The organism is Aliidongia dinghuensis (assembly GCF_014643535.1).
Taxonomy (GTDB): domain Bacteria; phylum Pseudomonadota; class Alphaproteobacteria; order ATCC43930; family CGMCC-115725; genus Aliidongia; species Aliidongia dinghuensis.
Genome location: NZ_BMJQ01000006.1, coordinates 1 through 20,166, shown reverse-complemented (window position 1 = coordinate 20,166; position 20,166 = coordinate 1). Strand labels below are relative to the sequence as shown.

15 protein-coding genes are annotated in these 20,166 nt (G+C 57.2%); 8 read left to right on the top strand and 7 right to left on the bottom strand.

Features of this window, described 5'->3' with window-relative positions:
- Positions 1-108 precede the first annotated feature (108 nt).
- The 4 genes from IEY58_RS12455 to IEY58_RS12440 are packed head-to-tail and all read right to left on the bottom strand — an operon-like array spanning position 109 to position 6,111.
- On the bottom strand, positions 109-684 hold the full coding sequence (locus IEY58_RS12455) for a hypothetical protein (RefSeq protein ID WP_189046156.1): 576 nt from the start codon (positions 682-684) through the stop codon (positions 109-111).
- Positions 684-2,771, bottom strand: coding sequence for a hypothetical protein (locus IEY58_RS12450; RefSeq protein ID WP_189046154.1), 2,088 nt, complete (start codon positions 2,769-2,771; stop codon positions 684-686). Before IEY58_RS12450 ends, IEY58_RS12455 begins: the two co-directional genes overlap by 1 nt.
- Positions 2,768-4,759, bottom strand: coding sequence for a hypothetical protein (locus IEY58_RS12445; protein WP_189046152.1), 1,992 nt, complete (start codon positions 4,757-4,759; stop codon positions 2,768-2,770). The genes IEY58_RS12450 and IEY58_RS12445 overlap by 4 nt, the downstream gene beginning before the upstream one ends.
- Complete coding sequence (locus IEY58_RS12440; RefSeq protein WP_189046150.1) at positions 4,759-6,111, bottom strand: tyrosine-type recombinase/integrase; 1,353 nt, start codon at positions 6,109-6,111, stop codon at positions 4,759-4,761. The genes IEY58_RS12445 and IEY58_RS12440 overlap by 1 nt, the downstream gene beginning before the upstream one ends.
- Positions 6,112-6,591: 480 nt before the next feature.
- Between IEY58_RS12440 and IEY58_RS12435 the strand changes: the two genes are divergently transcribed.
- From IEY58_RS12435 to IEY58_RS12415, 5 genes are all read left to right on the top strand, one after another.
- Positions 6,592-6,786, top strand: coding sequence for a hypothetical protein (locus IEY58_RS12435; protein WP_189046148.1), 195 nt, complete (start codon positions 6,592-6,594; stop codon positions 6,784-6,786).
- 440 nt (positions 6,787-7,226) lie between these two features.
- Positions 7,227-8,654, top strand: a complete 1,428-nt coding sequence (locus IEY58_RS12430) for a tetratricopeptide repeat protein (protein WP_189046146.1) — start codon at positions 7,227-7,229, stop codon at positions 8,652-8,654.
- Positions 8,655-8,810: 156 nt separating this feature from the next.
- Entirely contained in the window at positions 8,811-10,007 is a 1,197-nt protein-coding gene (locus tag IEY58_RS12425) for a hypothetical protein (protein WP_189046144.1), read from the top strand.
- Between the two features lie 82 nt (positions 10,008-10,089).
- On the top strand, positions 10,090-10,908 hold the full coding sequence (locus IEY58_RS12420; protein WP_189046143.1) for a hypothetical protein: 819 nt from the start codon (positions 10,090-10,092) through the stop codon (positions 10,906-10,908).
- Complete coding sequence (locus IEY58_RS12415) at positions 10,905-11,408, top strand: hypothetical protein (RefSeq protein ID WP_189046141.1); 504 nt, start codon at positions 10,905-10,907, stop codon at positions 11,406-11,408. The genes IEY58_RS12420 and IEY58_RS12415 overlap by 4 nt, the downstream gene beginning before the upstream one ends.
- Positions 11,409-11,554: 146 nt before the next feature.
- Here the strand turns inward: IEY58_RS12415 and IEY58_RS12410 are convergent, their stop codons facing one another.
- Genes IEY58_RS12410 through IEY58_RS12400 form a run of 3 tightly spaced genes read right to left on the bottom strand, consistent with a single transcriptional unit; the run spans position 11,555 to position 17,020 of the window.
- Complete coding sequence (locus IEY58_RS12410) at positions 11,555-14,815, bottom strand: error-prone DNA polymerase (RefSeq protein WP_189046139.1); 3,261 nt, start codon at positions 14,813-14,815, stop codon at positions 11,555-11,557.
- Positions 14,815-16,197, bottom strand: coding sequence for a Y-family DNA polymerase (locus IEY58_RS12405; RefSeq protein WP_229743679.1), 1,383 nt, complete (start codon positions 16,195-16,197; stop codon positions 14,815-14,817). Before IEY58_RS12405 ends, IEY58_RS12410 begins: the two co-directional genes overlap by 1 nt.
- A gap of 43 nt (positions 16,198-16,240) precedes the next feature.
- Positions 16,241-17,020, bottom strand: a complete 780-nt coding sequence (locus tag IEY58_RS12400; RefSeq protein WP_189046137.1) for an ImuA family protein — start codon at positions 17,018-17,020, stop codon at positions 16,241-16,243.
- 87 nt (positions 17,021-17,107) lie between these two features.
- Between IEY58_RS12400 and IEY58_RS12395 the strand changes: the two genes are divergently transcribed.
- From IEY58_RS12395 to IEY58_RS12385, 3 genes are all read left to right on the top strand, one after another.
- Positions 17,108-17,704 carry an SOS response-associated peptidase gene (locus IEY58_RS12395; RefSeq protein WP_189046135.1) on the top strand — a complete coding sequence of 199 codons (597 nt, stop codon included), beginning with the start codon at positions 17,108-17,110 and terminating at the stop codon, positions 17,702-17,704.
- 754 nt (positions 17,705-18,458) lie between these two features.
- Positions 18,459-18,842 carry a hypothetical protein gene (locus IEY58_RS12390; RefSeq protein ID WP_189046133.1) on the top strand — a complete coding sequence of 128 codons (384 nt, stop codon included), beginning with the start codon at positions 18,459-18,461 and terminating at the stop codon, positions 18,840-18,842.
- Positions 18,839-19,813, top strand: a complete 975-nt coding sequence (locus tag IEY58_RS12385) for a PDDEXK family nuclease (RefSeq protein ID WP_189046130.1) — start codon at positions 18,839-18,841, stop codon at positions 19,811-19,813. The genes IEY58_RS12390 and IEY58_RS12385 overlap by 4 nt, the downstream gene beginning before the upstream one ends.
- Positions 19,814-20,166 lie beyond the last annotated feature (353 nt).

The following is a 20,166-nucleotide window of genomic DNA, read 5'->3' as shown; positions in this document are numbered from 1 at the left end:
GATTTAGGACAATGGAAGAACCGTTTCGACCCGAGGCCGGAACCTTGCCAAACTGAGCCAGTGATCCGGACGACGGTCGATTTCGCGGTCCAGATCACCAGCTCATCGCTAAGGCTCGTGCCGCCCGTCGAGAGACAAGATCTGGGGCGAACCATCACCAGGCATCGGCTTCCGTTTCCGGTTCCGATCAATCAAAACCTGCCGCGATGCGTTCAGATTCGCGACCTGATTATTCAGTTCTATCACGGCCTGTTGAAGCACGTGGATTACGGCTTGAGCATTTCGCAGCTGCTTTGATTTCAGTTTGAGTTCGCGTCGAGAATCCGCCCACTCCGACCTTACTTCGGCGAGCGCAGCTCGCTCAGCGGCTAACTCGACTTGGAGCCTCGCTGCCAAGGTCTCCACGTCCTCGTCCTTCGCTTCGGCAGCCTTCGGCGGGGTCCGAGGAGTGCCGTCGGGCGCGCCGATCAAAGCGAGGAGGTGAGAGCAGCGATCATAGAGAGTCGTACGACTGCAGTCTGCTTCACGAGCCAGCATGCTGACATTGATTGTCACCGGCTCACAATGATGATGGGCAGCCTCGAAAACACGAATGTTTTTCTCGTCGAGGGGCGCGCCGGCCCGAAGGCGGGCAAGCGCGGCCTCGACCCGCGCCTGAAGTGTGGATTGCTCGTTGACAGCCATCACGCGGCGACCTTTAGGGCATTGAGGATCTTATCCGACTGAGCGAGGCGAGCCTTTAGGACCGGAATGATGCCTGCGCCTGGTTCGAAGGCAGAAAATTCGGCGAGGCTCTTCTCTGTTTTAGCCTTCCGGTCCTGCCAGAAATCGTAATGCCGTTCGAGCATCACCAGATTGGCGCACGAGCAGCAGGTTTCAGTGTTCCTTTTCTCGAAATTCGGGCCGCAGGTGGTGCCTTCGCATCGCGACCATTCTCGACGGTAGATGCAGATTCCCCAGGGGGCGCCGAAACCACGTATGTTCGATTTCCGGAGTTCGTCCGTCATGGCGTCGATGATCTCGCTCTCCGAAAGAGACGCGAAATGGGCATCTAGGTTTTGCCTGTTCGCCACGATCGCTTCCGGGATCTTCCCTGCTGTCTGGATCTCGCCACGCCGGACGGCAGCCATAAATTGGGCAACCTCGTTGTATGCGACGTCATCTCGGTACCGTTCTAGCTCTGGGTCTGCTCCCTCCACGTAACTCGAATACGTGATCATTTCCGAGACGTGGCCGAAGTGCCTGGAAATCGCAGGCAAGAGCTGCGGGTCGATCATGTACGTCTGAAGCGCATAGGACTTACGCCATGCCGGAGTGGGAATATTGACGTCGGCAGGAACCTTGCCGTGGCGGAACAACCACGACTTCATCTGTTGCGCAAGAAGTCGTGCCAGGATGGGCGCCATGCCGTCTCGGTTGCGAGGAAACTCACGGATATACCTGAACCGAACCAGTAGTTGGTTATGGAGTGTTTGATCCGACGTCGGATCATCGGGCCGTGCAAGATCGCGCCACGGCTCAAGCAGTTGGTGAAGGCGCTTGATAGCGAGGATCGCGGGAGGAAGCTCTGTTGAGCCCGCCGACCGAAGGCCAGCGGCCCAGCGATGCTTCTGTGGGATGTGGCGCCGTTTGTAAATATGGCCGGTGATATAGAAAGCCTCGAAAAGCCCATTCAAGGTCGGCTCGATCTCGACGCAATTGGGAAGCCCGGTTTCCAAATTAAGTGAGCCGATCAGTCCGCACACCTCCGACAGCCTCATCCCGACGAGAGCTAATATCGTCAAGACGCATGCGGAGACGCCATCTACGACGACGCGTCGCAGTTGGTGACCCACCGATTTATGACGTCCCTCCATCGACTCATAGAGAACGAACCGCTCTCGCCAGGGTAAAATCTCTCCTGGCAAGCAGGCGAAGTCTTCTTTGATCAGGCGCTGCCTGATCTCGTCGTCACGATGACGGTTCCTTTTTGAGTGCGTCCTCGCCCGCGCACCATGCGGACCGTCGTCGCTTAGAAAGATACTTTGGAACCGGAGGATGTCGGGAATGATGTGATCGAGCCATGTGAGCATTACGCCCGTTGTCGCCGCGAAGATGGTACTTGGGACAACGGGGATTTGCCGCGCTAGCTTTGTCGTTAGTTTCGCAGCTTCCGCAAGCGGCGAGGAGTGGGGAAATGGGTCGTGACGAAGCAGACTCACGCCATCAGACATGACGGCATTCTGTTCGAAAAGCCGAACGGGGACTTGAAGGTAATTCTTTATGGTCTGGACTGAGTGCTCCTCGTCTTTGTTCGATCGAGCTAATTCGGTCGTGAGGAAGGGGATGAAGCTAGACTCGACAGCACCCGGGGGGACGTCGCCAAACGAGAAATAGCCCTCGGATGCAAGCCACCGGAGAAAACAGGAGATTTCTGTACGGTATTTACCAATCGAACCGCGCTTTAAGCTCGATCCTTTGGCACCGTCTTCGATTCGCGACCAAAGGAATCGTCTGACCTCGTCAAGTAGTTGACGGTATTGATCGCTTGTTAGAAATTCTGCTTCGTATTCGTCGGTTTGGGGGCGCAGAAGGATTTTGAAGTTAAACTTGGCGAGGTGCGTGACCTGGCCGGGTGTTGATATTGAGAAGATCCATTCCACGTCATGCCAGAAGCTACAATTAGATATACGTGGTCCTCTTTCATCATGTTCGATCAATTCCCTTTCGGAAAGATGATGAAAAAGATTCTCTTCTCTCTCTGTCAAAGTAGCTTTCAAGGTGGTCATCATTCAATATTGGGAAAGGTGGGGAGGCTGGGAAGGATCTGTCGCGCTGTGGCGAGCACGCCATCGCTTACGCGAGGGAGCCATTCGGATTTGAGCGCTTGGAGTTCGGGTCCAATGGTGAAGTTGTATCGCGACATATCGACCTTCGAGGCAGCGTCAACAAATGCAGCTTCTAGTCGGAGCATATAAGCGACCGATCGGGCGTTTGTTGTGGCGGCAAGACTCATCGGACAGGCTGGGCAACGACCGAAAGCTGTGCAAAGACGGCCTTTACGTTGTCCGAGGATTGGGCTGTCGTATGGATCGGCACAGCCGAAACCTGGCGTGCAGGCTACATAGTCGTTCCGTGAGTGACCGCCGGTCTCAGCAAAGCGCGTTCGCCGACCTGTCATGGCGGCAAGGCGATCGCCGTCGCGCTTGTTGTTGCTATTGGTCTGATAGGCATTCCTGGTCGTATCAGCGTTCTTGTGATTGAGAACGGCTCGTGCAGCCTCCGTATCGCCGTCGGTCATCTCATAGATCAAGTCGGTTCCAGTAATGCGGAACGTTTGTAGAGAATATTTTGGATGATTGTGGCGTTCTCTGAATTTCTTTAGAGAGTACGTCCATTTAATGTCATTGCTGATGCAGTTTGTGGACCAATATGCCCTTGGCCGCGCGGTGCCTTGCGCAGCTAGTGGAACCGAAATGAAAACATGATCGGCATCTTCTGGTGGGACATACGGACGCCACCGACGTGTTAACTGAGCCAGTTGCCTCAGGAGTTTCGCAGGATTATCCCAATCATCTGACGGTCGGAAGGAACGTGAGACGATTGAGGACGACCGCCCCTTATAGGCCATCAACACCTCCCGTCGTGCCGTCGCCGGATCCTGCCCACAATCAACCTTTCGCTGAAGCTCCCTTTGGCCCTCATCGCTGAGTTCACCGCTGAGAATTTCCCAGCAAAGATCTCCCCATAGCCAATGCTGTGAGGAGCATAGAGATTGTCTCAAGTCCAGGAGGGGGGTGGGATTGAAAAAAGTTCGGAATGCTAGAGTTAGTACAAAGGGAACAATAGTATCATTTGTTGCACCAAAATATTTTAGAACCTCTGCCCGGCCGCCGTGCTCAAGCCAGATAGCATGGGCGAGGCTTCGATTTTTTTTCAGCATCTCTCTATAGGGTGGCAGTATTCCGCCGTAATCGCGCTCGATGACAGCAAGGAGGGTCGGGAGGTGGCGAAACTCTTTTCGAGTGTAGCTCGCCTTCAGATAAGGCGTGGCTTCGTCAATCATGGATTGGCCGCGATCTAGCAAGTCCATGGTTGTCTCGATTTCAACGCGACAATCATTTAGGATCTGGGAGATCTGAAGATCTGTGAGTACTGCTTTGGGGCGAGAAGGAGCACGGTCGGTGCGTGGGCTCGGAAAGTTGACAATACGGGCTTGGGCGGTGTTGACGTTTTCTTCGTTGTCATCGTCATATTCAGCCGCCTTATTTTGCGCAAGTTCCATCGAGGAAGCGCCAATTGCGCGGAAAATTGGTCGAATGACGTCTACGGCGTTCCTTTGATAGGTCTGGCCGAAGTTTTCTTGTTTTCTAAGCCAGTTCCTAAAAGAAGAACCGAACGTATTTGGAAGTCGATCTATCGAATTAAACTCAAATAATGGATCAATTTCGTTCAGAAATTTGACAAATTTATTTGAGTACCAGACGGCAGTTCGTTTAGAGGCTGTAGAAAGGACTTCGAAATGCTCGAAGAGCTTTTGAGCGAACTGCCGTCCAAGTTCCCCGCGTGGTAGAAGCTGGTCGAAATAGCAGGGCCAAGTGCCTTCCGGCCATCCTTTTACGCGCCTTCGCGGGAATGAGAATAGCACGACGAGACGAGGTACCGACGCTTCGTCAATGAACTCATGAACGCCGGGGCCACGCAGCGGAAATGGAATCGGCAGTTCTGTTGATTCCGCTGGCGTCGAGAAGGCCCGAGAATATGGTTTGCGACCGCGCATCACGCAATACCCCGCAGGCCAGCAAACCGATTTTCGAACCTGTCGGAGATCTCGGCTTCGCAGGCGCGAGCCACATCGAGGTACCAGTTGCGCGTCGTTTCCGGCGATGCGTGCCCCAGCAAAGTTTGGACGTGTCGGATGGCCGCATCCTCAGCCGCTTTGGTTCGCCCGCCGTGGATCCATTTGCTGAGGTACTGTAGAATCGCAAAGGTATGCCGCCAGTCATGGAAGCTATAGTTTGGGACGATCTCCAGGATTGGCTCGCCACTCTCAGGATCAGGGATTGCTTCTTCCTTGAAAAGCCCCGCCCGGACCACGCATTTGGCCATAATCTTACTGAGAGCGTTGGCAGTGAATCGGCCGCCCACGTAAGCGTCAGCAGCGGCCGATCCGTTCAAGAACAACCAGCCGTGACGCCCCGTTTTGTCGAAGCATCGGCGTTGCCATTCGTCTCGACCAAGCCGTTTGCGCGCGTCTTCCAGAACAGCCGCACGCTCGACCTCGATGTACCACCAGATGGCCCACTGCAGGTCGGCCGGAACTAAGCACGTACGCTCGACCAATCGCTTGGTCCATGCAAGCCTGACAGGCACAGAAGGTTGCTCGCGCAGCCAAAACTCGAAGTCAGGATCGTAGGCCCGGTCGGGACTGAATTGGCGCGGCCTGGGAATCTGGTTCACCAGCAGATGAGTAATCTCATCGATGCGAGTCCCGCAGCTGTAGGATATTTCAGCCGTCAGCCTGTTTCGAACGGGCTTCCAATAATCGCCGACGATGCTGTTTTCGCTCAGTGTTGGTCCGAATTCGCTCAGGACACGGGCGACGTGCCTGGTCGGTATGAACCGAACCTTCTTCGAGCGTCCTTCCAGAAGACGTTGGGCGTCGGAGATCGTGGACGCCTTAAACAAGTCGCTGGGTATTCGGTTGATCCGTTTCCAATCGAACCCGACGTCGATGTGACCCTCTTCTTTGGCATGCTCGAAGAAGTTCCTTAGCCCGGCCATTCGTCTTGTCACCGTACTTTTGCGACGCTTCCGACCGTTCTGGCCGAGTGTGGTGCAAAGTGACTTCAGGTACGCGGTGAAGAGCGTGTGGGAGAAAGTCGCGTCCGCGAACTCGACACCGCCCGAGTCCATTAGCGCGAGCAGGAACTCAGCGACGTCTTCGCGATAGGCGTTTCTCGTCGATTCTGAGCGTTGATCCCGCAGGAAATGACCAACGGCAGGAATCGGAATTCCATCGTCATCGGCAATCGTTCGAAATCCGTTGGGATGGGCGACGATTTTGGCGATATCGGACGGGATGTAGTCCGGCAGGGCATCCAACACCGGAAGCGTGATGCGTTCGGGCATTCGAGGTACTAGCGCTTGGAAGCTGAGGGGAGTGTGGTTTGCCACCTATGCAGGGCGAGAGTAAGTGGGGATGCTGCTTCTTCAATGTTCTTGATTGTCAAGGTTTCGACTCCTGTAGTTTCATGGCGTCGATATGGAGGTTAACGATCTAGCGATGTCAAATAAAAAATTCATCTATACATTGTTTCCATTTTCATAACGAAATTTATTAGCAAACTGACATTTTAAATTCGAAAACTAGTTTCCGATTTAATTTGGAAACTCGCTGAATTTCTTGATAGATCCTAGTGCTTCTGAATCAAAATGATGGAAACCCGGTACGATTTTGCGTGTGGAGAGTTCCGGCTGAGGACGGGCAAAGCCGATCGTGCCGGCCGTGAGCCAGCTGCTTGCCATCCTCGTTTTGGCATACCGTGACGTCTGGGTGACGTCTGTCCCTTCGGAAACCCGCGACCTGGAAATCAGCCCGGATGGACGCCCGTGCTGAGCCGGCTGTCCGATTACTGGATGGCCGAACCGGCGGGCCAGCCTGGGATCGCATCATGGCGGTCCTGGGCACGGGAATCAGGCGTCGGTGCGCCAGGGCCGGCGATCCAGAACCGTGCGGGCAGCGTCAATGCCTGGGAGATGGCGCATAAACGGCTCAAGCAGTCGATTGCCGACGCAGGGGGCTGAGTGGCGGGGATTCGGCGATCGGGGCGGCGAATCCGTAGGATCGAGTGGCTTCGAGCCGAGGTTGCTCGGTTGGAGCAGGAGAATCCAGGCCTGACGGAGCAGTTCTTACGATGGTCGTTAGTTGCCGTTCGGGTCGGACTGCTGTTCGAACCCCTCGACGCGCCCTTGCTTGAGCCGAAGAAAGATGGCTCGAACGTGGAGGTGGTGAACAGGACATGGCTGTCCGTTTGACGGCGAGGCGTCCGCCTGAGGCGACTGACTTTATGCCGCGATCGCTTTCCTCGCGCCCCCTTCTTTCAGCGTAAATTCGAGGATCGCGTCACATGCGAATTGCATCGAATAGAGGAGGAATTATTGACCTTGGCCTTTAGCCGGCTATAAGAGTTTCTTGAAGGCAGCGTCGCAAGGCGCTCGTCAAGATTGCCATCGTGCGAGATAGCATGTTTACAGTTGCTGCTAAGGTTACAACCATATGGGGCGCTATTTGCGTAATTGCAATCGCCGTATTCTATTATAAGAAGAACAAAAACGATAATATTTATAAAATGATCAAATCGGCACGTCCCTCGGATAGGCCGGATCTGGTGAGGCAGTATATCGGAACTCTCGGTTTTGATGTTGGGAAGCTGTCCACGATTCAGACTTATAGGCTGTTAATTCGGAAGGCAGAAGCTTCTGGGCGCTTTTTTACGAGATCCATCGCCCTTTCAGTGTTGGGAGTCGGTGTGTCAATATTTGGAACATTGTTCTTTTTATCCAAATCGCATCTGGATTTAACGATCTCAACTCCGACTACTGTCGCTAATCCATCGACCTTCTCTGAATCCGTAACGCCTGGCCCGGACAAGCCTGTTCGCGCCAAAGATGATTCTACACCAAGTCTTGCTCAGGAGACGCGAGGCGGTAAGGAACCGGAAAGTAGGAATAATGTAGCTGTGTCTTTTAAGTATATTGATAGCTCTGACTTGTCAGAAAAGGATTATGACGGCGAGCTATACGTAGACGGCAGAAGTGTCAGTGGCGCCGCTGGCGCTGGATCGGGGTATTCTGCGTATCGCTTCGAACTTATAAGTGGAAGGCCTGTTGTTCTCGAACTAAGGCCGCGTGGAGAGGTGGTGCCGATCAGAAAAGAGAGGGTGGCGGCAAATTTTTTGGTCACACTCAATTGCCCAGAGCGGACACTGTATACGCCGTTTTCTCCAGAAAAAATAAATTTACCCGCCGTTAATTTGGCGAGAGAGGCGCTTGACCACGAGGCTGACTGCGCTGAGATTGATAAATCTCTGCAGATGTGGAAGTTTTACGATTCTACTCTCGATTCCAAAACGAGCAGACCCGAATGGGGAAGAGAAAAAATAGAATATTTTCCGGAAGTTGTTAAGTATAACTATGCTCGGGCGTTGTACGAATCGTGCAAAGACCTTGCTTACGAGGAAGAGTGCGAGAAGGCATTGCAGGCGTTCAGCGACCTCACGCCGGATACTCTAAAGAAGGCGGCTGTCTCTAAACACGAAAAGCCGTTCGTTAAGAGCGATATACAGGCAAGAATGGCTCAAATTTTTTACGCGAAGCTCAAGCAAAGTTATGCCGATCAGAAATGGGATGATGTGATCGCTTTGGCAAAAGAGATTATAAGTAAGTATCCGGCCGAGGGCGAAGCTTGGAGATCGGTGGGCGTGCCGATGGCGAGAATACGTGATGATGCTGTGAACGCATATCTCAGATTGGCTGAAAACCACTCTAAGGATGCCTGTATTTATCTCAGAGATGCGAAATTATATAACGGAAAAGAGCTGAATTGGCCCCAAGAGAGAGGGGCTAATGCGAGTTACATTAATGAGTTGTGGTCTGGGCATAAGTGTTCATGACGATAAATTGATAATAAGCTAGATCGGAAAGAAGCGCAGACTGTAGGAGGCAATTTGGGTAGACAAAGTGCGGCGGAACAAGCCTCCGCGAAGTGGATCGAAAGCCTATCGGCATTTGCACGAGATAAGCTATGGCGCACATGGCGCGACCCGTCTGTGCTGAAAACGCTGCTTTCTCGTCTATATGGTCTTCTCGAAACTACGCCAGCAAACCTTTTGCAGGAATTCGATCAGTTCGACGAGGGCGCACTTAGCCTTGCTGCGTTTCGGGAAACGAGTTGTTTGGGTAGGCCAGAGAGCTTTGCTTCGGCGAGGGCGGCAAAGGATGTGCTTTTTCGCGCGGCCGCAGTTTTACGTGCTCTCGACCAAGTGCTGTTCGAGGGGGCTGAGCCCAATCCGGGTGAAGCTCCTGATTGTTGGCTTACATCTGACGGTGAAAAATATGTCGTTCCGATCCCTCGCTCGGTGGTTAGCGATGGAGGGCCTAGGTCAGGTCAGAGCTTCAGTCGTCGTGGGCTCCTCCATCACCGAGTCATCCCGACGCGGATCGGGGATGTCGATATTTTGATCGAGCAGCATACCGACCTAGCCCTTGAACCGAAGCCAGCGGAACACATCTTTGGCGCCGCCCTCTTTGCAGGATTCGATCTCCGATATGAAAGAAGTGGAGCTAAGGGCTTCCTCGTCACTGCTACCGATTGTGCTGAGGGCCTTCCAGCAGCGATCGAGCGGCATTGTGCAGCGGCTCGCGCTGGTAGCTGTGACACGTTGTTGTGGCCGGAACTGACTATGAATCCTGCCTGTGTTACGCAGGTCCAGACGTTTTTTGTCGAAAATCCGCTCGAAACCCTCCTGCCGGCCGTGGTGATCGCAGGTTCATGGCATGTCCAAGGCAAGAATGGTCATTTGAATCTCGCGCCCGTATTAAATGGTCGAGGAGATCTGATGTTCGCATTCGGCAAAAATCGGCGGTTCAGCTTTGATGGGCTGACCGAGGACATCAATGTTTACGGTAAGGTCCACATTATTGCCACAGATCGCGAGTTGATCGCGCTCGCGATCTGCAAAGATTTTTGCGACAAGGCCAGGGCTGTGCCTGCGATCTCTCTTGATGTCGATCTTGTGCTGGTATTGTCGATGGGACGGCCCAATACGATGACCGCTCATCGCGACGTAGCCGATGACATGAAGGTTCGCTTCGGGACGCGAACGGTCATAGTTCAGCAGAGCTATCCGCGAGCGCCATTAGAGCCGGCCGGCTACGTCTTTAAGGCGCTGAAGGATCCAAGATCAGCGCAACTCGACGCCCTTGCGGAGTGTGCCGATTTCACTACGTTTCGGCGTGAGCTGTGACAATGTGCTCATTTGTGAGGAAATCGTAAACTGTTGTAAAATGTTCTGGGCTTACTGTAGCTTTCCATGCGAGGGGGCCGAAATGACAGACACCGCGTTTGAAACCTTAGCGCGCGACGAAATCGATGTCGGCGCAGCACGCGCAGCGATTTGGCGGGCGCTCGATACTGAGACCGGCTTTCGAGCTGCGTACGCCGCGTTATGCCGTTGGACTTGGCGGGTGATGGTAGAGCATCGTCTCGATGATGAGTTGAGATCGTGGCATCGCCTGCTTCTTGACGTTGCTGGCCGCATAGCAGCCCAGGTGCGCGATAAGGAGCACCCTGTCGCGCAGGGGCGTCTCGATTGTGCAGCCGCAGCGGAGCGCATGCGAGCGCTGGCGGATCTGGTTCGGATGTCGGTCGAAGCCGCCAGCGTCTCGATGATGAAGGATCTCACCGCCAGAGCCCATGTCATCGAAATTTTGCAGCTACTCGCTAGCAAGATGGGCTCTCACGTTGAGCGCGAGCAGATCAAAACCGAACTCGGTTTGCGTGACGCCAATCTTTCACGCGTCATGACGCTGTTGGCGGCAAATGGGCTCGTTGAGCGCGAGCCCCGAGGCAAAATTGCGGCATTTCGCGTGACTCAGCGTGGATTGGCCTTGGCTGATTCCGAGCGCAATGAGCGCCAACGCGCACGTGCGGAGATGCTCCCCGCTCCAGTTTCGGCGCCCGTACAGAGTAAGGAGGACGCATTGCGCGGAGTGTTCGAATCGCCAAATATTGTTGTGATAATGAGGCGATATGACATTCATCCGAAAAAAGATAAACTCGACTATCACTTCGCATCGGAAGATAGGATTGACAGTTCCAACTATCGACTCCTTTTGAGTGCTACCGAGAAGGAGCTTGTCCATTGAAGCGGTCCACTCGCCCAGCTGGCCCAGCTAAGCGTTTAACGACTGAGCGCAAGAAGGTCGAGGAGAACGTAGCCCTGCCTGGTGGTATCGCAACGAGTTTGACGCAGATTCGCTCGTCGAGCGTGAACCTCGTAATCACCTTTGGTCAGCGTGACGATGGTGATGATGTCCTCGTACCGCTTGTGGAATGGCAATTATTTGGCCAGAAGTCCTCAGGAGAGGGTGAGTCCGATCGGAACGACCCTCCTCCCGAACTTTCCTCTCATCTTCTTACACTCGATAACCTTGCTTTCTTGCTTCAAGATATTGGCTTTGATACGCGCAATGCTGCCCGTCTTCTTTCCGCCCAATCAAACAGTCAGGCAGGATTGATGAAAGGTCGGCTGGATTACACCTTGAGGATGCTGAGGCTGGCGTCTGAATATATTTCAGATGCTGCTGAAAAAATGGAGGAAGTGCTGCTTAGAAGCGACGATGAGCCGCCGGCAGATAACGGCTAATGTGACTGGATGCTTACTGAAGTGCCTCGTTGCGCTCACGTCATGGGTTAGATGGGCACCGATATAGACCGGTTTCGGTCCGATCGTCAGGGGCGCCCGCCGACCAACGGCAACGTGTAATCAGGGCGACACCTTGCGCAGTTCCACTACCTGAAATCCCGTGTCGGCACTTTGACGCCGCTGCCGAGGCGGAGGTCCGGACTATACATGTCTCGAGCCCTCCGGCCGCCCAGGGCCAGCTCATCTCGGGGATCAGGTCCACCGGGATGCGTCGGCTGGTCGCCGCGCCCATGCGTGATCAGGAACGCCGGGACATCCCGTCCTCCCACGCTTCGGAGCAGCGGGGTCAGGTCTTCCACTTCCTCGCAGACAACATGGATCACCTGGCCCTCTCGCTGGACCCGGCCTCGGACGCCAAGCATGCTCGCCGACAGGATGATGCGGCGCTGCTGATCGAACAGCGTCGGCCAGACGATCAGGTTGGCGATCGCCGTCTCGTCTTCGATCGTGATGAACAAGACTCCCTTGGCCGAGGCAGGCTTTTGCCTGACGAGGACGAGGCCTGCGACTCGGACGCGCCGCCCATCCTTTTGCTCAGCAAGCCGGATCGCCGGGAGAATTTCCTTTCGATCGAGATCTGCGCGGATGAACGCGACCGGATGCTGCCGCAGGCTGAGGCCGACACTACCGTAGTCCTCGACGACCTCTGCGCCGGCCGTCATCGGCGTCAGCTCGATCGGGGGTTCGACCACCTCGCGAAGCAACAGTCCGGCCCGCTCGTCGGCAGCGGCGAACAGCGGCAGAGGCTCGTCTCGAAGGGCGCGGATTGCCCAGTCGGCCTGCCGGCGGTCGAGCCGGAGGGAGGAGAAGGCGTCTGCCGCCGCAAGACGCTGAAGCGCCGCCACAGGGACCTGCGAACGGCGCCACAGCTCATCGATCGAGACGAACGGACGATCGGCTCGCGCCGCCACGATGGATGCCCCATCTTTGTTGGCTAGGCCTTTGGTCATCCGAAGTCCCAAGCGGACGGCCGAATATCGGCCACCCGTGGGTTCGAGCGTGCAGTCCCAGCGGGAACAGTTGACGTCGATCGGCCGGACCTCGATGCCGTGCTGCCGGGCGTCCCGGACGATCTGGGCCGGCGCGTAGAACCCCATCGGCTGCGCATTGAGCAGGGCCGCGCAGAACACGTCCGGATGATGGCATTTCATCCAAGCGCTAATGTACGCGATGTAGGCGAAGGACGCCGCGTGGCTCTCGGGAAAGCCGTAGCTGCCGAAGCCTTCGAGCTGCTTGAACGTCCGCTCGGCAAAGTCCTCCGCATAGCCGCGCTCGACCATGCCGGCGACGAGCTTCTCCCGGAAATGCGACACCCCGCCCGTGAACTTGAAGGTCGCCATCGCCCGGCGAAGCTGGTCCGCCTCGGAGCCTGAGAAGCCGGCGCATTCGATCGCGACTCGCATCGCCTGCTCCTGGAACAGCGGAACACCGAGCGTTTTGCCCAGGACCGCCGCCAACTCCGGACGCGGGAACTCGACCGGCTCCTTGCCCTCGCGGCGCCGGAGGTAGGGATGCACCATGTCGCCCTGGATCGGCCCAGGGCGGATGATGGCGACCTGGATGACGAGATCGTAGAAGGTCTTCGGCGCCAGGCGCGGCAGCATCGCCATCTGCGCGCGGCTTTCGATCTGGAAGGTGCCGAGCGTGTCGGCCCGCTGGCACATGGCATAGGTCGCGGCGTCTTCCTGCGGCACCGATGCCATGTCGAGCTTCACGGACTTTTCCTCTTCGAGAAGATCGAAGCAGCGTCGCAGGCAGCCGAGCATGCCAAGGCCGAGCACATCGACCTTCATCATCTTCAAGACGTCGATGTCGTCCTTATTCCATTGGATCACAGCACGATCGACCATCGCCGCCGGTTCGATCGGCACCAGCTCGTCGAGCCTATGGTCGGTGAGGACGAACCCGCCCGGATGCTGGCTCAAGTGCCTGGGTGTGCCGATGAGTTCGTGCGCCAGCTCCAGCGTCAGGCGCAGACGCCGGTCGTCGAGGTTCAGGTTCATCTCCTTGGCCTCGGCTTCTCCGACGCCGTCTTCGCTCCAGCCCCAGACCAGCCCGGCGAGGCCGGCGGTGACGTCCTCCGGCAGCCCCATGACCTTGCCGACCTCGCGGACCGCGCCCTTGGCGCGATAGCGCGTGACCGTCGCCACCAGGGCGGCGCGGTGCCGGCCATAGTTTTCGTAGATCCACTGGATGACCTCTTCCCGGCGCTCGTGCTCGAAATCGACATCGATGTCTGGGGGCTCGCGCCGCTCATTCGAGACGAAGCGCTCGAACAGGAGATCTGACTTCGAGGGATCGACCGAGGTGATGCCGAGCACATAGCAGACGGCCGAGTTCGCGGCCGATCCCCGACCCTGGCACAGGATGCCCTTCGAACGGGCGAACCGGACGATGCTGTGCACCGTCAGGAAATACGGCGCGTAGCCCAGCTCGCCGATCAGCTTGAACTCATGACGCAGGGCGTTCTCGACCTTGGTCGGCACACCGCCGGGATACCGCTCGGGTGCGGCTTCCCAGGTCAGGTGCTCCAGAGCCTGCTGCGCCGTCATGCCGGGGATCACGACCTCGGCCGGATATTGGTACTGCAGCTCGTCGAGGCTGAATTTGCAGCGCTTGACGATCTCCAGCGAGCGCTCGACGGCAGCCGGATAGCGCCTGAACAAGCGGGCGATTTCCTCGGCCCCCTTCAGATGCCGATCGGCTGTTCGTTCGAGTCGGTAACCGGCCTGGTCGATGGTGCAGCCTTCGCGGATGCAGGTCATGACCTGTTGCAGCATGCGCCGCTCGGGCGCGTGATAGAGCACGTCTCCGGTCGCGACCGTCTGGACGCCGGCCTTCGCCGCCAGCGCGGACAGCCGCTCTAGACGCATCGCATCGTTTGGACGTCGCCGGAACGTCAGAGCCAGATGCGCTCGATCGCCGAATAGCGCCCGAAACCGATCCAGATGCTCCGTCAAGGTGTCGTTCGGCTTGCCCGGCAAGAGGATGCCGATCAGCCCTTCGGACCAGCCGGCGAGATCCTGCCAGGCCAAGTGACAGGCGCCTTTGCCCGCCCGCTTGTTGCCGATCGTGAGCAGGCGGCAAAGGCGACCATAGGCACTCCTATCTGTCGGGTAGACCAAGATCGCTGGCGCGTCGGCCAGATCCAGATGGCAACCGACAACGAGTCGGACGCCGGTCGTGCGTGACGCTTCGAATGCCCGCACCATGCCGGCGAGCGAGTTCCGATCGCAGATGCCGAGCGCCGGAAGCCCAAGAACGGCAGCGGCAGCAAATAGCTCATCCGCGCCGGACGCGCCGCGCAGGAAGCTGAAATGCGTCGCAGCCTGCAGTTCGGCGTACATCAGCCGAACAGCCCGTGCAGGAACCAACGGGCGTCATTCGAGATGCCGCTCCGGAACAGCCAGAAACGTTGGCCGGCCTCATCCTCGATCCGGAAATAGTCTCGGACCGTTTCAATCTCACGATCCGACCGCCACCACTCGCCGTGAATGCGCTCGGGTCCATCTACCCGGATCGTCTTATGTCGATCGTGGCGCCAGACGAAGAAGGCGGGCGGATAGTCGGGTAGCAACGCCGTCGTCTCGACCAGTTCGGGCGGCGTCAGCAGCCGGGCCGGGCGCGGCAGGTCGGCCGGCCATGACACGCCGGTCGGCCGAGACAGCGACGGGATCGCTCGCCAGGACCGTTCGGGGACGTCGCTTTCGACGAGCGCGGCTCTGAACAGCCGGTCTTCGCCGAACCGATTGCCGAGACTGTCGATCAAGGGTGCGAGATCCCGGCCGGCCAGTTCCCGATCGACTAGGGAGGCGGATAGAGCCGCCGACAAGGGCGCCTGCATGGCGACCGCCAAGCTGATCGCGTCGATCCCGAATCCGGGGTCGATCTTCTCGATCCGCATCACCAGGAGCTTGCGCAGATGGGATGCGTCTCGTGAGGGCTGAGCCAGACCGACCCGGTGAGCCTGCCGAACGCCATCGACGCGTTCGACCACGAGGTCGAGCGCGCAGGCTCCGAGCCCTCTGCGCCGCAGATCGTCGGCGAGCTGGCGGACCAGATGATCGATTGCCGTCTCGATCGCGGGCGCCGTCGAGATCGGTTCCACAAACGACGCCCGCCGTCGTAGGCGCTCCGGTGCAAGGATCGGGTCGATCGGTTCGAAGAGCCGGCCGGTCAGCTGATCGAGGCGACGCACGGGCTCGTCGCCGAAGCGAAGAGCCATCTGGGCTCTGGGGGCGCGCATGAGCGCGCCGATCGTGTCGAAGCCCAATCGGCGTAGTCCAGCGACGGTGTCCGCCGAAAGCCTGAGCGCCGCGACTGGCAACCCGAGACATATGGCGGCCCCTTCGCCGGCAGGCACGACGCATTCCGCTTCCAGCTGGAACCTGGCCATCGCATGGGCGGCGGCAGGCGTGTCGGCGATGGCAACCCGTGCGGAGATCCCGGCCTGCCACAAGCGCTGTCGCAGGTCGGTGAGCATGGCCCGCTCGTCACGCCACAGGTGCGTGCAACCGGTGGCATCGATCCACAAGCCATCGGGCGGGTCGGGAGACGTGAGCGGTGCATAATGCTGCTGGCACCAGACGGCCAGCCGCGTCAGGCCGGCCAGATCGGCGGTTGGGTCTGCGTCGATCACGGTGAATTCCGGGACGAGCATTTGGGCGTGCGCCACCGTCAGGCCAGGTCTCAGCCCTTCGGCCTGGGCAGCCCCATTGACGGCCGCCACAATGCGACGGCGACCGTCATGAAGGGCCGTACCGATCGGCCGGTCAGCCGACGGCAAGCTGCGGTTGGTTCGGCGAACCCTGTCGATCGGCCAGGCCGGCAGGAAGACCGAGACGACCCGTCTCATCACACGCTCCAACGATAAAGCTCTTCGGCTCGCCACCCCGGCAACGGACAAGGTCGAGGCGCCACCGTGCAGGTCCGACACCCGGCACATCCGGTGACCATTCGAGTGCCGGAGGTGATGGGATCGCTGAAATCGACCATCGTGTCCGAGCGGCCGTCGGTTCTGCCGTAATGTCGTCGCCGCGACGTCGCGGCCGGCGAATCATGAGGCCGAGGCCGCCGGAGCCTTCAGCCGCGAGCTGCAGGCGGCGGCTCCCGGTGAGATCGACCTTTCCTTCGATCTCGCCCACAACTCCAGCGAGCCCGGCATATCGAAGGGCCTCCTCCATGACGAGGAGTGCACCTTTGCTATCGCCGGCCTCGACGTAGATGACGCGATCGGGGTGAAGGCCGACTCCAGCGAGGGCCGGCGCGAAAAGGTCACGTCGGCCGAAGGCCCAAATCACCGTTCCGCAGGTCCGGGCCAGGATGCCGGCGACGAAGATCACGGCCGCCGTCGCGTGCGTGAGATCGGGGCCACCGCTCAGCACCTCGTGAACTGCGCCCAACATCAGCCCGCCGGACGGTAGGACAGCATCAAGCTCCGGAACGCCGAATGGGAGCGTCGGCACCGGCCCATCCCGCCGTGCGTTCATCTCCTGGGCTCTGACGCGAGCGCGTAGCTCCGCCAGCAGGGCTTGCTGCCGAACGTCCTTCATGCCGTCTCCGACCCAAACAGGGAGACAATGTTCCTATTTTGTTCTATATGGAAGAGTCAAGATCCACATCAACGGTGGGAGGGTCCCATGGGCGTGACAGCGCGAGCTTTGCACGAGCCGCAGGGCGATCTTGAGCTGGAGCTGAGCGCACGCGACGAGCGGAAAGGCTGGGTCGTTCGCCTGCATCCACAGACCGGCGCCCGGCATCTCGACGAACTCGAATTTGGGCTGCTGCCGCACAACACGGGCAGCCCGACCACGGCGCCGCGCCCGAGAAACGCCCGCGCCGAAACCGTCGCCGAGCTTCCGATGTTCGCCGACGCCTTTCAGCGGCGCCGGGCGATCGTTCCGGTCGATGTCTATTTTCAGAGGCGGTCGATCGGCTCGCCGCCGCAGCGGTTCGCCATTTCTCGGGCGAATGGGCAGACCATGGCCTTCGCGGGTTTGTGGGAGTCGTACCGTTGGCCGAACGGGCTCATCACGCGGACCTACTGCATCATCACGACAGCCGCGAACGCCATGATCTCGGAATTCCATGACCGGATGCCGGTCATCCTGGAGAAAGCCGATTGCCCGATCTGGCTCGGTGAGCGTCCTGGCGATCCGTCGTCTCTCCTCCGTCCGGCGAGTCCAGGGCTGCTCCAGTGCCGTCAGGTCGGCGGCCGGAAGGGGCGGGCTCGATAGCTGGGGCCACGACGGGCGGACGGGTGCACGATGGCAACGCGCAGGTAGCGCCAATCTTGGAGGCGGCGCCATGACGCGCGGCCGAACGCGCCAAGACGCTCAGCGTGAGCAAGCCGAGAAGCTCGCGGTTCTGCAGTGCGAGATCGAAGCCGGCCTCGCGGGCAGAGCTGGTGGACGCTTCGTGGTCGAAAGGGTGTGATCGCGACTTCGCTTCAGCGGCCGTAATGGGTGGGGTGGTCGGTCTGCTTCTGAGCCGCGCTATTCGGAACCGGACGTTCGCCCTACGCAGCAATCGGCCTGGAAGCGAAACGGGGACGTGGCTGATGGCGTTCTTAAGGGTAGATCATTGCGTTTTTTGCGATTTAAAAACAAGTTGGGAATAGGGCATCATCGCCGAACATTCGTTCTGCGCTAAGCGGTGGAAGCGATGAGTACTCCAAAGTATGATTTATATACGTTTGTTGCTGGAGAGGCACTTGAAAGCGGAAAGCCATTTCAGCTTAGGTGCAACTGTGGCGGCACGGTCACGATATTGCCTCCAATGCAAGAAGAATCAGTCTATTGTCCATCTTGTGAGGCTCACATCAAAGCGCTTTGCTTGGAGGGCGACCCCGGTTACGTGATTGGACTGGGCACTGATGGAAAGCCAACGCTCATGGATGTGCAGGGAAGTAAGGCAACGCCATCTCATCTATTGACCGAAGAAAGGCGTCGGGAGATTTTGGCGAATATTCCTGTTAATGCGGAGCGGTAAATGTCTGTGCCGCCAAGCCAGATCATATTGGTTAATGGGGAGGGCCAGATTGTCAAGGCCGATCAACTGCGCGATCTTTTGGCCGGAGACGAATGGAGATTTATAGTTAACGACGAGATTGGCTCAATTTTATATATAGGTGACTTGAATATATATTCCGCAGAGCCGCTCGAATCAGGGAAGTATCAACTAAATAAAGTACTTGAACTTCAAATTAAGAGATTTGGAAAGAAAACCATTAGAAAGCAAATTGGCGCAAAGGTATTCAGCGTGACGGAGGACGCCATTTTTGTTGTTCGAGAAGGATCCGGTCTTCGAAAGGTATATGCGAAAAACCTAATTCCCGGATCGATTCTCGCCACCGGAGAGAAGGTATTTCGATGAAGTTCCGGAATGTATTTGAAGAAGAAGTATTCAGCGCAACGCGCAAGCACGTTCCCAACTCAATAGTGGAACACAATAAGATAGTTGTAGTAAACTCACCAAATCATCCTGCGCTGGCTTCCTTTTCTGGCCCCCCGAAGAAAGAAGTAGATGTTATAGTCGCCGATATATCGGATATAACTCTGCTAATTAGCTGCAAAGAATATACCAAGAGCGCTTCGCCGGGCGACGTGCAGGAATGGGATTCCGTTGTAAAAGCTATGAACCAATATGGCGGAGGCCGGCGTTATATTGGTATGGTAGTTTGTTCGGCAGGTTTTTCCGAGGGATGTGAACCATGGGCGTCAGCAGCTAACCTCATGCTAATGCCACCATATCGCCCGGAAGGTGATAAGTTAGATCGCAGCAAAATACTGGCAATGCTGGACAGAACACTTGGGGCACTTCATAAGAGAATAAAAATTTCGAGAGAGGGACTTTTTGATGCGCCGAATTTATATGACTTCGCCTTTAAGCTAACGGATGGATTTGAGGAACTGTTTCGCGTCAAGCAAGAGAGCCAACGGTATGAAGTTGGTGATTTCAAGTGGGTGTCTTCATTTTCAGAGTTGGTCGATCATATCATCGACAAAAAATTGATTTGCATAGAACCTACCAAGGGCGCTGTTATAATTACCCTTGATCCACCGTATTGGATCTCCATAGGTGCAGACAAAGTGCATCACTCCCCGAAAATGATAGCTCCGTCAGGGGAGCGTGAAAATATAATATTTTTAAAGAACTTAATTGCGTCAAGTCGGTGCGACTTGGCGTTTCTTCAAAAAATATGCAAAGATAAAATCATTAGTTCCGCTTGCGATTGGGGGGATTTTTTTGAGTTTGGCCTTGAAGGGCGATACAATTTACGAATATCCCCCAATACTATTTGGATTTACTCAACCGAGAATCCTCCCGAAGCGCATGCCCTGTAACGGGAAGAGGCTTCGAGTGTGGTCCGCCCAGCAGGCTGCTGAAGAAATCATTCCCGGACTGCCGGCGAGGTTAGCTTCGCGTCGGTATGTCGGCTATGGGGCTTTCGCTGAATAGTCTGCGAAGACGGACACGGGTCGATGGGCGACATCGCGTCGTTTGGGCCGCACATGCGTGATGAGTGGAAGACGTTCAGGCCGCTATCGGACGCTCACGATCGATGCCGTCGTGTCAACCGGCGCGCAATCTTGACCCCCGATCGGCGTCCAATGTTGACCCCCTGATGGCGGGTTGTCCCGGTAGTCCATAGGAGGGGCCCGAGCGCGACGCGCAGTGCCTCCACGCGCGACGGAGC

What these genes read in the sequence shown, in the direction of transcription:
- IEY58_RS12385 (WP_189046130.1), top strand. Translation starts at nt 18,839, where the DNA reads ATGAAGTTCCGGAATGTATTTGAAGAAGAAGTATTCAGCGCAACGCGC.
- IEY58_RS12400 (WP_189046137.1), bottom strand. Translation starts at nt 17,020, where the DNA reads ATGAAGGACGTTCGGCAGCAAGCCCTGCTGGCGGAGCTACGCGCTCGC.
- IEY58_RS12390 (WP_189046133.1), top strand. Translation starts at nt 18,459, where the DNA reads ATGTCTGTGCCGCCAAGCCAGATCATATTGGTTAATGGGGAGGGCCAG.
- IEY58_RS12430 (WP_189046146.1), top strand. Translation starts at nt 7,227, where the DNA reads ATGTTTACAGTTGCTGCTAAGGTTACAACCATATGGGGCGCTATTTGC.
- IEY58_RS12395 (WP_189046135.1), top strand. Translation starts at nt 17,108, where the DNA reads ATGGGCGTGACAGCGCGAGCTTTGCACGAGCCGCAGGGCGATCTTGAG.
- IEY58_RS12450 (WP_189046154.1), bottom strand. Translation starts at nt 2,771, where the DNA reads ATGATGACCACCTTGAAAGCTACTTTGACAGAGAGAGAAGAGAATCTT.
- IEY58_RS12455 (WP_189046156.1), bottom strand. Translation starts at nt 684, where the DNA reads ATGGCTGTCAACGAGCAATCCACACTTCAGGCGCGGGTCGAGGCCGCG.
- IEY58_RS12420 (WP_189046143.1), top strand. Translation starts at nt 10,090, where the DNA reads ATGACAGACACCGCGTTTGAAACCTTAGCGCGCGACGAAATCGATGTC.
- IEY58_RS12410 (WP_189046139.1), bottom strand. Translation starts at nt 14,815, where the DNA reads ATGTACGCCGAACTGCAGGCTGCGACGCATTTCAGCTTCCTGCGCGGC.
- IEY58_RS12445 (WP_189046152.1), bottom strand. Translation starts at nt 4,759, where the DNA reads ATGCGCGGTCGCAAACCATATTCTCGGGCCTTCTCGACGCCAGCGGAA.
- IEY58_RS12440 (WP_189046150.1), bottom strand. Translation starts at nt 6,111, where the DNA reads ATGCCCGAACGCATCACGCTTCCGGTGTTGGATGCCCTGCCGGACTAC.